This window comes from Shewanella subflava, from assembly GCF_025971955.1.
GTDB lineage: Bacteria > Pseudomonadota > Gammaproteobacteria > Enterobacterales > Shewanellaceae > Shewanella > Shewanella subflava.
Map to the genome: position 1 here is coordinate 176,052 of NZ_JAPDMX010000024.1, position 14,136 is coordinate 190,187.

The following is a 14,136-nucleotide window of genomic DNA, read 5'->3' on the forward strand; positions in this document are numbered from 1 at the left end:
CGAGTTCAGATTTACAAGAGTCAGATTAAAATTGATGTATGTTTAATACACAAGTACCGCAGACATCAGTGCTACTTTCGTTGCTGGTGTTCTTTAGCCACCTCGTTTAGAGTGAATGAACAGCCAAAAAAACCAGAATATGATCAGGAAGATATAGATGAAATTAACCCAACTTGCTTTAGCGGTTTCGATATCAATCAGTCCATTGATAGCAGCAAATGTGATGGCATCATCGTTAGATGCACCTGTAGCGAAGGCGCTACCGCAGTTAGAAAAGTTATATCTGCATCTTCATCAAAATCCTGAGTTGTCATATCAAGAAAAAAACAGCAGTGAGCGTATGGCAAAAGAACTGACGGCATTAGGGTTTACCGTCACCAAAAATTTTGGCGGTTACGGTGTTGTGGGCATTTTTGAAAATGGATCGGGACCAACCATAATGATCCGCGCCGATACCGACGGTTTACCGATTGTTGAACAAACGGGCAAACCCTATGCATCAACTGTGACCACTGTAGATGCCAACAATAATACCGTTGGCATCATGCATGGCTGTGGCCATGATATTCACATGACCAGTTTAATTGGCACGGCACAACAGTTAATGCAACATAAAGCGGAATGGCAAGGCACGCTTATGATGGTCGCTCAACCCGCTGAAGAAGTCGGTGGCGGGGCTAAAGCGATGTTAAAGCAAGGCTTATTTAGTCAGTTTCCAACGCCAAATGCAGTGTTAGGTTTGCATGTTAGCGCCAGTATTCCCGCTGGCAAAGTCGGTGTGATTAGCGGTTATGCACTTGCCAATGTTGATTCTGTTGATATAAAAATCAAAGGCAAAGGCGGCCATGGTGCTTACCCCCATACCACCATCGATCCCGTGGTATTGGCGGCGAGAACGGTACTTGCTTTGCAAACGATCCCTAGTCGCGAGATTTCGCCGCTGGAGCCAAATGTGGTTACCGTGGGCTCAATTCATGGTGGCGCGAAACATAATATTATTTCAAATGAAGTCATGTTGCAGTTAACCCTACGCTCCTACAATCCAGAGGTGAGAACCCAACAAATTGAAGCGATTAAGCGTATTACTCGGGGAATTGCACTCAGTGCGGGTCTACCGGATGATTTAATGCCTGAAGTGAAGGTGCATGACGATGAAACCATCCCTTCTACCTACAACGATCCAGCATTAGCGGCAACAGTGAAAGCCAGTATCGAAGCTGAGCTTGGTGTTGACAATGTGCAAGTTGCGCCGCCTGTAATGGCCGGCGAAGATTTTGGCTTATATGGAAGAACCGCAGAAAAAGTGCCCATTACACTGTTTTGGTTAGGGGCGGTGGAACCCACATTGTATGCTGACAGTGTCGCAAAGGGGACAAGCTTACCATCATTGCATTCAAGCCAGTTTGCCCCAGACTACCCAGCCACTATCGCAACGGGGGTGAAAGCCATGACCCGCACAGCGATGGACTTGTTTAATCAATAATGATAACCGTGCCTGTATGCTTGATACAGGCATTAAATAACCAGATGTGCAAAGGGGCATTGCGTCAATCATGACGCATTCATTCGCCTAGATATCAGTCTAAATTCTATTTTTGTTTTAAGTCGTTGAATTATCGATTTTTAAAGTTTGTTTTGTTTGTGTCTTAGCCTAAGTTGAGGTTGAATAGGGTATTCAGGTTAACCATTTCAGTTTTTTGCCACAGGCAAAGATACCGTGATACTGGTTAAGTTTTGTAAGTCATCAATGGATAATTCGATGGTGCCGCCTTGAGCTTGGGTGAGTATTTTAGCTGAATATGTCCCCAGCCCAGAGCCTTTAGATTTACCTGATGATACGTATTTATCCCAAAAAGTATCACGTATCTCTTCGGGTACTACGCCAGTATTTTCAATCTTAACATTGACCATTTTGTCATCCGATTCAAAATGAATGGCTACTTTTGTGCTGATTTTGGCGGCTTCAAAGGCATTTTTTATCAAGTTTAGTAGCAATGAATAAGTTAAAATTGGATCACCCGTAACAAAAAATTCTTGATTAGGGTCTTCATCAGGGATCTGATATGCCACCAGTTTTTTGTGGTGAAAAGTAACATGCATCACGTTCAAAATACGCTTAATTATATTGTGGATCGAAAAGCGCTCTGGCGATAATTGGAATCGACCTGATTCAATTTTATATAACACTGAAAATAAGCTGATAGTGTTAATTGATTGCTGTGCCATCTCTTCAATTTGGCTGATTTTGGTTTGTAACTCTTTTGGGTAGCTTTTGTCTTGCGCAATACGCTGTGCCATGGCACTTATCGACACTAATGGGCCTTTTAAGTCGTGATGAACGATATCTTCAACACTGTCTTTAAGCTTGGCCATAGCCAGCATATTGTCATAATTAGCTTGTAGGCCGCGTTGTAAATTGACCGTGGCCAGCAAGTTTTTAACCCGTAACTTTAAAATTTCTGGCTGAATGGGCTTGGTAAGATAATCGATTGCACCGCCTTTTAGTCCAGCCACTTGATGCTCAATCTCTGTGAGTGCTGTAACAAATACCACTGGGATTTGATCAGACTGTGGATGTTCGCGCATGGATTTTAACACTTGGTAGCCATCCATATCTGGCATCATGATATCAAGTAACACTAAATCCGGTGGTGTGGCTGATTGGCAAATTTTTAAGGCTGCTGCACCATTTTTGGCAAATCGAATTTTATAATCATCTTTTAATAAACCCACCAAATATGCCAAATTGTCAGGTACGTCATCAACAATTAAAATGCTATTAGTCTCATCCGCGAGTGATTGCGTTGTCACTTCATCAGGCTCTTTTGGGGTCAGTTGTTCGAATAGATTTTTGCGTTCAGCTTTTAAGGCTTGTAACACCCTGGTTTGCAATGCTTTTGCCGTAAAGGGTTTGGCGATAATGTTAGACACATTATATTTTATGGCTTGTGTCACCATGTCTCGGTTGGTGTGAGCGGTAACGAGAATGACCGGAATCGAGTGCCATAGAGGGTTGGCACGCATCATTTTTAATACTTCAATGCCGTTGCCACCGGGCATAATCCAATCAAGCAGTACTATGTCTACGTTATTATTTTCGAGAATTTCTAATGCGCGTCGGCTATTTTCAACGGGTAGTACGCGTCCAAAACCATGTTGGCGTAGTTGTTCAACCATGATATTACGCATTGCATCCATGTCTTCGATAATCATTGCTGTCATCTGGTTCAATTGCATCACGTTATTCCTTCACTACATTTAATGAGGTGGTTAATTGGATCAGTTTTTCGATAGCCGAATCAAATTCAAATTGCTCTACATCATGTTTTAATGACTTGAGTAAGGTTTTATGTGGTATTAACTGCGCTATACCTTCTAGCTGACTCACCCATTCTAATGCTTCAGTATTATATTGTTCTAAACAGATATTAAGCTGTGTAAGCATTTCAATTATCCCCTCATCATTTACCTCGCGTGTAATGGAGGATGGTTGATTCTTATGATGCCATTTATCGAGTTCGGTGAGTAATACAGTAAGGTGTTGATGCAACTGATGCGTATTTTGCTCAATCAAGTGCCAGTCAGGGCCATCAATGTTGTTCAGTAGCACCTCAATATTAGCCGCAAGATGGCTGGCCTCGTTAGCGCCGATATTGGCGCTAACGCCTTTTAAGGTATGACTACTGAGTTGCATTTCAGCGAGGTCTTTCATGGCAATTGCTTGCTTTTGTTGTTTAATCAGCGATTCACCAGTTTGAATGAAAGTGCGCAGCAATTTGCTATATAAGGTTGCATTATGGTTGCAATGCATCAACCCTCGATGAGTTTCTAACCCATTGATTTTAGGCAGTGAGACGGCGGCTTGTGTCTGTTTTTGGGCAGTAATGATTGACTGTTTTTTAGGTGAAATCCAGCGCGCCATAATGTTGTAAAGGTCTTTGACATGCACTGGCTTATTGATTTGATCGTTCATTCCCGATGCAATACCTTTATCGACATCTTCTTTCATCGCATTAGCCGTCATCGCAATAATGGGTAAATCCGCAAATTGTTCATTGGCTCGAATTCGCCTTGTGGCCTCGTATCCATCCATCAGTGGCATTTGACCATCCATGAGTACGCCATCAAATCGCTGGTTTTGGACTAATTCAACGGCTTCAATGCCGTTATTGGCCACAGTAACTTTCATTCCTGCTTGCCTTAACAGTTCTATGGCTAACTCTTGATTTAATAAATTATCCTCGACTAATAATATTTCGGCCCCGGCTAACTTAGATTTAAGCTCAAACATGGATTGCTGAGCATGTAATTCACTTGCTGTAGGTGCCTCACCCGTTATTAGCTTAACCGCAGCATCACCCATGCTTGCCGGTGTGAGTGGTTTAGTGATAGAGAAAATTTGATCGCTTTCACCAATCAATGCATTGACGTCATCTTGTTCAGAAAGCTTATTGACTATGACCAGTTTTGATGCTGAATTTTGCCTCAACGCATCCAATAAAGTCGTGTTGCAACATTCAAAATCACAAATAACATAAAACGGGTCGCCAGATCCTGGCTCGAATGCTCCATGCTGTGCAAGCGCTGTACTCGTTTCATCAGCCACAATCATATTTATGCCTAAAAAATCAGCATGCTTTATCAAATTATTGGTAATGATTGTGGGGAGCCCAATAAAGGTAAAGGTTTTACCTTTGGCAGCTTCATAGCGAATCATTGGGTCATGACCTCTACCTTTGGGTAAGGTTAGGGTTAAATAAAATCGACTGCCTTTACCTTCTTCGCTTTCTAGGTAAACCTGTCCACCCATTAAGTGTGCAAGACGTTTACTGATTGCTAATCCAAGGCCTGTTCCGCCATATTCTCTTGATGTAGAGGCGTCAACCTGCTCAAATGACCCGAATAACTTGCCTTGCTTATGCTTTGGTATACCGATACCAAAGTCTTCGACGCAGAAAGTGAGATCAATATTGTTACCATTGGGTGTGGCTGTTCCCCTGATAATAATATTGCTATTGGGGTGAGAAAACTTGATCGCATTATTACAATAGTTGATCAAAATTTGACCTAGTCGCATGCTGTCACCCATATAAAATCTTGGGTAATCAGACGGGAAATCGAATAAAACAGTGATGTTTTTTTCTTCAATTTTGAAGCTGATGATGTTGGCGAGATTGGAAAATACATCGAAAATATCAAATTCTGCCGATTCGATATCCATTTTATCGGCTTCAATTTTTGAAAAGTCTAAAATATCATTCAAAATACCCAGTAAAGAGCTTGCTGCGCGGTGAACATTATCAACATAGTCACGTTGTTTACCCGAGAGGTCTGTTTGCAGTGCTAGATAAGACATACCGAGAATCGCGTTCATCGGAGTGCGTATTTCATGTGACATATTCGCTAAAAAATTAGACTTGGTTTGATTGGCAGATTCAGCCGCTTCTTTGGCACTGGCTAATTCCGTTTGAATCAGTTTGTCATCTGTAATATCTAACGCCCAACACAAATTAGCATTTTGCCCCCCGTGAATGGTTGGGTAGGCGGTGATGAAGATATCCCTGGTACCATCGGGGGTGTTAAATTGGGTTTCAAGTTGTAATTCTTCATTGCCACTGAGTTGCAAAATAGCATTGAAATCATTAGGGTTGGTGAAGATATCTGCAACGGTATGACCGATATTCAGGCCGGTCATTTCGGTGATGCGTTTATTGGTATATCGGCAGGTATTCTGCACGCAAACCCATACACCAATTGGACTTTTACCTAAGATATTTTGCAGCACATCGCGCTCTTGTATCAGCAGTTTATTAATGCGTAATCTTTCGCTGATGTCATGGTAGGAGCCTAAAATACATTGTAGCCCTTCTAATTCGACAACTTTAAGGGTTGCTTCAATCGGGATGCGTTGCCCTGTTGAGCTCAACATTTCCGCTTCGTACGTATACATGCCTTGTTGCAGTGTTTGTGCTAGGCGGCTTTTGAATAAGGCCTGGCGTTGGGTGGCGTCGGCGGCATAAAATAATGTGGGTTGCATACCTAACACATCATTTTTGGTGTTGTATGCAACCAGGTCTAATAGCGCCTGGTTGCAATCGAGTATGGTGCCATTGGTGTCTGATAGCATACAAGCTTCAATAGAGACATCAAAGAGAGATTGGAACCTTGCTCTACTGAGATTAAGCTGCTCTTCAGTTTGTTTGCGTTGGGCAATTTCTTTATTTAAGCGTCGATTCCAATAGATGAAAATCCCAAAAGTAACGGTCAGAATAAAGGCTAAATTGATAATCCAATTGATCACTTGTTGTCTCTTGATGCCAAAATCGTAGCGAACATTAATCCAGCGATCTTTGATATTTTGTTTTCGTGTATCAGGAATATAAGCAAAGGCTTTATTTAAAATGCTTTTAAGTTCAGGCCAGTCTTTTCTGATACCAATGGATACCCCGAACCGATAATCTGATAAATCAACAATATTTAAATGACGATGTCCAAAAGCCTCTAACATGTTGGAGGCTAATGGATAATGAATAAAAGCAGCAAAGGCTTGGTGTTGATTAACGGCATTAAGCACATCTTCTAGGGTGTTGTAGGGCACAACAATCAGCTCTGGATGTTCTGATTTTAATTGCAGTTCGGTGATATCTTCTGCCACCACAGCCACTTTTTTTCCGGCTAAGTCATCAAGGCCGTTAATATTATCGGTATCGTTTCTCGTCACAATAACAGCAGGGAAGTAGGCCAGCGCATCAGTGAACAACATGTCTTTGTCGCGCGAGTGATGATCCGACACGGGCGAAAGCACATCAATTTTTTGTTGTTTAAAATCATTTACCAGCAGTTGCCAATTTTTGGCGGAGCTGATGTTAAATTCTAACGGAAGTAGTGGGCTGATTTCGGCTAAATAGTCGGCAATAATACCCTGTTGCTCACCGTTGTCGGTAATAAAATCTAAAGGGGCGGCATCGGGATCAACTCCTAAATGAATAATAGGATGTTGCTTAATAAATGCCCTTTCTTCTTCGGTTAAATTATTTAAAAATTGCTGTGTATCATAGCTGTTAATTAAATCAGCTACTTTAAAGTCCAATAACAGCATATTGGGATTGAACGTGAGCGATATTTTTTTAAAATCAATATTCGATTCGTTAAGGTTTAACAGTGGCAGGTAACTTTTATAATTATGTGAAGTCACTACTACGGGCGGGATCACAAAATCAAAACCTTGGCGCTTGATGTGATTATCATTTAGATAATCAAACATGAGTACGGTTGCAAACCCTCCCATCATGTCAGCACCTATTGATGCGGCGTTAATATTATCATTTGGAATATCAGAGACTAATTCAGGAAGCCAACTTAATGCACCAATGAGGGGCTTAGAAGAAGGGTGTTGCTCCGCTTCTAAGGCGACAGCTTTGGCGATTGAAGCATTCATTGCAACAACTAAGTTTATGTTGTTTTCAGATAGGGCGAGGGCATATTGTTCTCGTGCCGCTTGAGGATCCCAGTTGGTGTATTTAACCGTGATAACCGCATTTTTCCAACGAGCAGAAATATACTCGACCATGTCATTAACTCTGCTGATCACCGAAGCATCATCTGGATTACCGCCTAAAATTAAAATGTTCGGTTGCCAATCCGCGGCCTTATTTTTATTGACTAAGTTCTTGATCAGGGTTTGACCTGAGTCTACATCTCGGCCAAAACGGGCAATCCAATTTAAGCTGTCTGCTTTGAGTGACAGTTTTGATTCTTTTAAGTTTGAATTAATCGTGATGACGGGAACACCATGTTCATCGGCTTCTTTTAGCAGTGTGGGTAAAATATCGGTACTTTCAGAAATAATCAGGCCGTCGGTCTGTTCATGAATTACTTTTCGACTTAAATTTAACAGCATTGCACTGGTATTATTACTATAAATAATATCGAGATTGATATTGAGATCATTGGCTGCAAATTGAGAATAAGCTGCAATTTCACGCCAGAACGGTCTATCCGCTTCTAGGATCATGGTGATGTTCTTTTTGGGATGCTCTTGTCGGGCACTTTGTGGTGCTTCTAAACGCTCAGATGAAGCTGTTTCAATACTCGATAACGCGGTTAATTGAGTTGTCACCTGTGCACTGTTTCCATTGATGGAAAAAAATATCAGCAAGAGTAAGAAACACGGTGCATTAAATCGAATGTATGCAGCGGCCATTGGAATTGTGTGTATGAGGTTGATTACATTTTTTAGCATTATTCATTCCAAAAGCGTTATGTGGTTTTGCAACAAGCCATCTAAGTTTAAGCTGTTATTTGCACTAGTAGAGTGTCCATTGCAGCGGCATTCTTTTCTGCGTTGACAACAATATAACGTAGCTCATCGATCAAAATATGATTGATATGGTCTATTTTTACACTAACCTTATCGCATTGTGTAAATAATATAATCGAATTATTACTTAATGAAACGCTCATAAACTACACATTCAGTATAAGTCGGTAGCACCTTGTTGCATTTGTTTTTTGTAATAACAGTTATGATTCGTTATGTTAATTTTTGCGGCTTTATTTGTTGCGTTTGGTTTGCTGTTTGTTGTTATTTGGAGCTTGTGAGTGGTGCTTTACCAATTGTTGTAGGTTATTTATTAGGCTTCAGTTATATTCCCACCCCCGAAAAAGTTGATTAAAAAACAGTCTAAATAGTTAGAGGGTCATAATGGGTTTTATAACAGTGCTGTTGGGTATTTTTGAGAGTAAGGTGGAAATATGACAGTGAGTGAAATGACATTGAAACCGACTATTTTAGTTGTCGATGATATGCCGGATAATATTCGAATTATTCACGGTATTTTAGCCGATAAATTTACCATAAGAGCCGCGACTTCAGGCAAAAAAGCCCTTGAGCTGGCTCGTATTGAACCCATCCCAGAACTGATCTTATTAGATGTTATGATGCCCACTATGAGTGGTTTTGAAGTGTGTCAGCAGCTAAAGCTTGATCCAAACACAAGCCGTATTCCGGTTATTTTTGTGACAGCTAAAACAGAAGAAATGGATGAACAAACGGGTTTGGAATTAGGTGCCGTCGATTATATTTGTAAACCCATTAGCCCTGCGGTGTTAAATGTCAGAGTGAAAAACCAACTGGCGTTAGCTAATCAAGCTAGGCAGCTTGAAGACCTAGTGAAACTTCGTACTAAGGAGTTAGAGCAAACGCGGCATAAAATTATTCTAAAATTAGGCCGAGCGGCTGAATTTAGGGATAATGAAACCGGCTTACATATTGTTAGAATTGGCCATTTAAGTCAGATGTTGGCACAACATATTGGTGCCACAGCGACGTGGTGTGAGCATATACTGCATGCTTCACCTATGCATGACATTGGCAAAATTGGTATTCCAGATGTGATTTTATTAAAACCTGGTCGGTTAACGGATGACGAACGCATCATCATGCAGCAACATCCCGCGCTGGGAGCTGAAATTCTAGGTGATGATGACAATGCCCCATTACTGGTGATGGCAAAAGAAATCGCGTTGTATCACCATGAACATTGGAATGGAAATGGTTACCCCACAGGCATAAGTGGTAAAGATATTCCTTTAAGTGCCAGAATCGTTGCCATAGTTGATGTGTTTGATGCGTTAACCTCTGCGCGACCTTACAAAAAACCGTGGTCGACACAAGCTGCGCTAGATTATATTGTTGAAGGCGCAGGTAAACAATTTGATCCAGATTTAGTGACCGCCTTCTTAGCATGTCGCGATAAAGTCGAGCAGATAAAATTACAATTTTTGGAGCCAGAATCGTCAGAATAACAGATGAGTCAGCCCTTTCGATAAAATTAACGAGCTATTATGACCATTATTTTTACCACTAACCTGGGCGATATTCACATTGAACTTGATTTAGAAAAAGCGCCTGTGAGCTCAAAAAACTTTTTAAGATATTGCCAAGAAGGCTTTTACGAGCAGACTATTTTTCATCGTGTTATTAAAGGCTTTATGATTCAAGGTGGTGGCTTTACCGCCCAAATGGCAGAAAAGCCGACCCATGCGCCGATTGTCAATGAGGCGAATCGTGGTTTAAGTAATGTATTAGGCACCATTGCAATGGCGCGCACTGATGCACCGCATTCTGCCACTGGGCAATTTTTTATTAATACCGCAAATAATCGCTTTCTCGATCACACTGCGACGACTAACAATGGCTGGGGCTATGCCGTATTTGGCAAGGTTACTGAGGGTATTGAGGTAATAAAGCAGATTGAAAAAGTCAAAACAGCAACGGTTGCAGGACATGATGATGTGCCTAAAACGCCGATTATGATTGAGCGCGTTACTATTGTTGAATAGTCGATAGCTCACTTAACCCTTGACACAAAAGTCGATAAATATGAAATGGACTGACACCGCTGGTTGTTAGTCCATTTTTTATGGCATTAATTTTTGCCTTGATACTCAAATGGCAATCTACTAGTACCCTTAGCTCGGGATTATAAACGCTTAGTAAACAGCCCTTTGCTTTGCTAACTGTGTCTCAATAATGTGCAATGGGCCATACGTCAACATTATCCCATGCAGTATAAAGTCATTTTAGTTTCCACCCGAGGGGCGGTGGCTATTCCCCTGCCATTGTGCTCGCAAATTCACTTATTTGGCAGGCTGAATGGTGTTTATTTGTGATTGCCTGACAGAAATATAGCCTAGGGCATAATTTATCAACAAAGATAAACACGCCCTAATAAGGATATGTAATCTATCGTTTTTCACTGTTTGTTTCATTTCAGTTTAATCATATACCGCTAGCATCTTCATTCTGTTGGGCATTAATGTTAAAACTATCAATGCCGCTTTAATTACTCACACTTGTGTTCACTCGATTAAGGATACTATGCAGCTTACTGATATCGATTTTCAGCGTTTAAAGCAAGCAAAGCAGTTGCTAGAAAATCCGGGGCTGGCCGCCAAAATTACTGATGCAATAGGTAAGCCGATTGAACAAGGTTTTGCGTTATTGCCCAAAACCGTAAGCAATGGCATTGGTAAGGTCACGCAAATGGCATTAACTAAGGCTGTTGATGCGGCACTGTTTACCTTAAAAGATGGCGCGAACCTGCATTCTTCTGATAAATGGCACAAGTTTGGTGTGGCTTTGAGTGGCGGTGTCGGCGGCTTTTTTGGCTTAAGCGCCTTAGCCATTGAGTTACCTATTTCAACCACCATCATGTTACGTTCGATAGCAGACATCGCTCGCAGTGAAGGTGAGCAGTTGAGTGATTTAGCAACCAAAATGGCTTGCCTTGAAGTGTTTGCGTTTGGAGGGCAAAGCCTTGATGATGATCAAGCTGAAACGGGCTATTTTGCGGTTCGCACCGTATTGGCTAATTCAATTGCCGAATCGGCACAATATGTAGCAACCAAAGGGTTCACTAAAGAAGCTGCGCCCATGATGGTAAAAATTGTCACCATTGTAGCGGAACGATTTGGCGTACAAGTGACTCAAAAAGTAGCGGCACAAGCTGTGCCTGCTATTGGTGCCGCAGGCGGTGCCATTATCAATACATTATTTATCGACCATTTTCAGGATATGGCAAGAGGGCATTTTGTAGTTCGTGGGCTAGAACGAAAATATGGCCAGCAACAGATAAGGGCGTTATACGAGGCTATTGAGTAATACAAGCTATATTGACTACTTCATCAACATCAAGGACAGAATAACAATGGGATTATCCACCAAGGTTAAAGGGATTATCGGCACAATAGGCATGTTATCAGCATTGAGTGCTGGTGCTGCATTAGCCAATGAAAAACTGACGTTTTTAGAATATACCCTTGAAGCCGACATTGAACTGGTTCAACCCGTTATATCAGCCAATATTATGGACAATGAAGGCAATGAGTTAATTGTGGTTGGCATTGATGAAGCATTTCAGCGCTGGTTATATGTGTATGGTTTTAAAGAGGACAAACTGAGTTTACTTGATAAGCAGCCAGTTGACCCCTCATGGTTTCGTTATGATGTGTATCAACCAGAAGAGGAAGGTGAAAAAGTTCAATTACAAAAACTGTACTTTTTGAGCGCAGAAAGTGTGTGGCAATATCAGCCAGGCCACCCTGTACTGGCAACCGTCTCAGAGGCGTCAACGCAAGGCCAAATAAGCCAAGTCGCCGCGATCAGTTCCATTACGTTAACCCCAAAAGCCGATTACATTTCGCGGGGGAATTTTGTTAAAGATATTAATAATGATGGTATTGCTGATATCTTCTTAAGCGACTTCAAAAGCCTACACTTATTGCTGGCCAATAATCATGCCGTTAGCGAATTACAGACGTTTACCGTGCAGTCACTACCACTCTTACCCAATATTGAATTAACAGATACAGGGGCGGAATACAGTCAGCCAGAATTGTATTTTACCGATGCAAATTTTGATAACCGTGATGACATTATTAAAGTAGGTGAAGGTTTATTAGAGGTGTATTTTCAAAAAGATAATGGTCAGTTTATGCCGAGTGCGACATTTATTCCCGTTAGCCAGCCCATCAGTGGCGTGGACTGGTGGAAAAAGCGTGATGCCTATGGCCGTCAATTAGATCAAAGTGATCTGATGTATCGAAAAGTGGAAAAAATTGCTGATATTAATGCCGATGGCATAACCGATTTAGTGCTGAGATATACCAAAAGCAGTGGCGTATTTGACAGAAGTAACGACTATGAAGTGTATCTTGGTAGTAACAAAGACAACGCCCTCAGTTTTGGTCGCAAACCTAGCAGCGTGATCCGAGCTGATGGCACCTTAACCGGGCTGAACTTTGTTGATTTAGACAAAAATGGTCGCTTAGACGCAGTCGTGTCAGGCTTTGATATTGGTGTGTCACAAATTGTTGGTGCCTTATTGTCAGGCAGTATTGATCAAGATGTGTACGTGTTCAAAATGGACAATGCATTTCAATTTCCAAAACAGGCCAATGTGACCAAAGAGGTCGAGTTAAGTTTTAGCCTCACCTCAGGCCAAACGGGTGAGCCTGTGATTACCTTGGGCGATTTAAACGGCGATGGCTATAAAGAGTTATTGTTATCTGATACCGAAAAGCGCCTAAAAATATTTCAAGGCCAAAGTGGTCAATCCCCCTTTGCTAAAAGCAGTGATGAGTTAGCCTTCACGTTGCCGACAGAAGGGTCAATGGTGTCAGTCACCGATATCAATCACGACGGTAAAGATGATTTAGTGGTGCATTATGGCCGTCAGGATGCCAAAGACTTGCAGCGCAAAGTGATTGTGTTTGTTGCTCAATAATGCTGAAGGCTGTGATGAACTGACCGCAGTTATACATGACACTCTAGGTTTAAACTCTGTGGCTAAGTGGTAGGTTTTATTATCAGGTATCAGCCGTATCGACACAGGATTCATTATATCTCTTCGATTTAGCTTTATTAGGTATTCATTAAGCTTTAAAAGCTAACTTGATTTTGCCCCAAAATGAGTTTCCCAAACTCCGTTTGGATTAACATCGCAGGATTCCATCCTGCACCGGCCAAAAGGGTATTAACAGCAATACCCTCTTTACTTTTGATTCAAGAATTAGGCCCTGCCGCCCCTAACGAAAAATGCTGAAAGCGCATATTTTCGATGGGGTTTGATCCAGCTTTAAACTTCATTTGTAGCTTGCTTCGGCCATTGTCAGCTAATACAAAATCTCCCTAACGCTTCCAATAGGCGACTGAAGTAAATGGATTTGAAAATGTCACGGTGGCAGGGATGCCAAAGAGTGACCATGGCCTAACGGAAGCTAGCTTGGCATTCATGCCAAGCTCACGGGTTCACGAAATAAAGAGTCTCGATGACCTCAATTTTAATCTATCAGGTAATAATCCCTTTGTAGATAATGCTTCGGAACGCTGTACGCCATCCATGGCCGCTTAACGAAAACGTCCTGTTTTCGATCCCCTCAGCAGTATCTACACAGAGACATTCATCTCTTCGATTTGGCTTTATTCGAACCCAAAATTAAAAGCGAAAGTGATACTTTGAATTAAATTTTGATGTTTTTTCTATTGATTATAAACATGGTCAAATCGAAGAAGCGAAAATTTCAGGTGTAATCGCGGCGGTGACCGTCCATGACATGGACGTCATGGCCGAG

The 14,136-nt window shown here is 41.5% G+C and carries 7 protein-coding genes; 5 read left to right on the forward strand and 2 right to left on the reverse strand.

The window, feature by feature from the left end; all coding sequences use genetic code 11:
- Nucleotides 1-157 precede the first annotated feature (157 nt).
- On the forward strand, nt 158-1,483 hold the full coding sequence (locus OHT75_RS09970; protein ID WP_264726324.1) for a M20 metallopeptidase family protein: 1,326 nt from the start codon (nt 158-160) through the stop codon (nt 1,481-1,483).
- Between the two features lie 206 nt (nt 1,484-1,689).
- Here OHT75_RS09970 and OHT75_RS09975 read toward each other — a convergent pair whose 3' ends face one another.
- Both OHT75_RS09975 and OHT75_RS09980 read right to left on the reverse strand, forming a co-directional pair.
- Nucleotides 1,690-3,237 (reverse strand): ATP-binding response regulator, encoded by a 1,548-nt coding sequence (locus OHT75_RS09975; RefSeq protein WP_264726325.1) that lies wholly within the window; start codon nt 3,235-3,237, stop codon nt 1,690-1,692.
- 4 nt (nt 3,238-3,241) lie between these two features.
- Complete coding sequence (locus OHT75_RS09980; protein ID WP_264726326.1) at nt 3,242-8,242, reverse strand: response regulator; 5,001 nt, start codon at nt 8,240-8,242, stop codon at nt 3,242-3,244.
- Nucleotides 8,243-8,754: 512 nt separating this feature from the next.
- On the opposite strand from OHT75_RS09980, the gene OHT75_RS09985 reads away from it, so the two are divergent.
- The 4 genes from OHT75_RS09985 (at nt 8,755) to OHT75_RS10000 (ending at nt 13,289) form a co-directional block, all read left to right on the forward strand.
- Nucleotides 8,755-9,807: an HD domain-containing phosphohydrolase gene (locus OHT75_RS09985; protein WP_188840052.1), complete on the forward strand. Its 1,053-nt coding sequence runs from the start codon at nt 8,755-8,757 to the stop codon at nt 9,805-9,807.
- A 39-nt stretch (nt 9,808-9,846) separates the two neighbouring features.
- A complete protein-coding gene (locus tag OHT75_RS09990) occupies nt 9,847-10,344 on the forward strand; it encodes a peptidylprolyl isomerase (protein WP_264726327.1) in 498 nt (165 codons plus the stop codon).
- Between the two features lie 538 nt (nt 10,345-10,882).
- Entirely contained in the window at nt 10,883-11,665 is a 783-nt protein-coding gene (locus OHT75_RS09995; RefSeq protein WP_264726328.1) for an EcsC family protein, read from the forward strand.
- A 46-nt stretch (nt 11,666-11,711) separates the two neighbouring features.
- Entirely contained in the window at nt 11,712-13,289 is a 1,578-nt protein-coding gene (locus OHT75_RS10000) for an FG-GAP repeat domain-containing protein (RefSeq protein ID WP_264726329.1), read from the forward strand.
- Nucleotides 13,290-14,136: the final 847 nt, after the last annotated feature.

Coding starts and splice junctions, on each gene's coding strand:
- OHT75_RS09990 (WP_264726327.1), top strand. CDS start 9,847: ATGACCATTATTTTTACCACTAACCTGGGCGATATTCACATTGAACTT.
- OHT75_RS09980 (WP_264726326.1), bottom strand. CDS start 8,242: ATGCTAAAAAATGTAATCAACCTCATACACACAATTCCAATGGCCGCT.
- OHT75_RS09970 (WP_264726324.1), top strand. CDS start 158: ATGAAATTAACCCAACTTGCTTTAGCGGTTTCGATATCAATCAGTCCA.
- OHT75_RS09985 (WP_188840052.1), top strand. CDS start 8,755: ATGACAGTGAGTGAAATGACATTGAAACCGACTATTTTAGTTGTCGAT.
- OHT75_RS09995 (WP_264726328.1), top strand. CDS start 10,883: ATGCAGCTTACTGATATCGATTTTCAGCGTTTAAAGCAAGCAAAGCAG.
- OHT75_RS09975 (WP_264726325.1), bottom strand. CDS start 3,237: ATGCAATTGAACCAGATGACAGCAATGATTATCGAAGACATGGATGCA.
- OHT75_RS10000 (WP_264726329.1), top strand. CDS start 11,712: ATGGGATTATCCACCAAGGTTAAAGGGATTATCGGCACAATAGGCATG.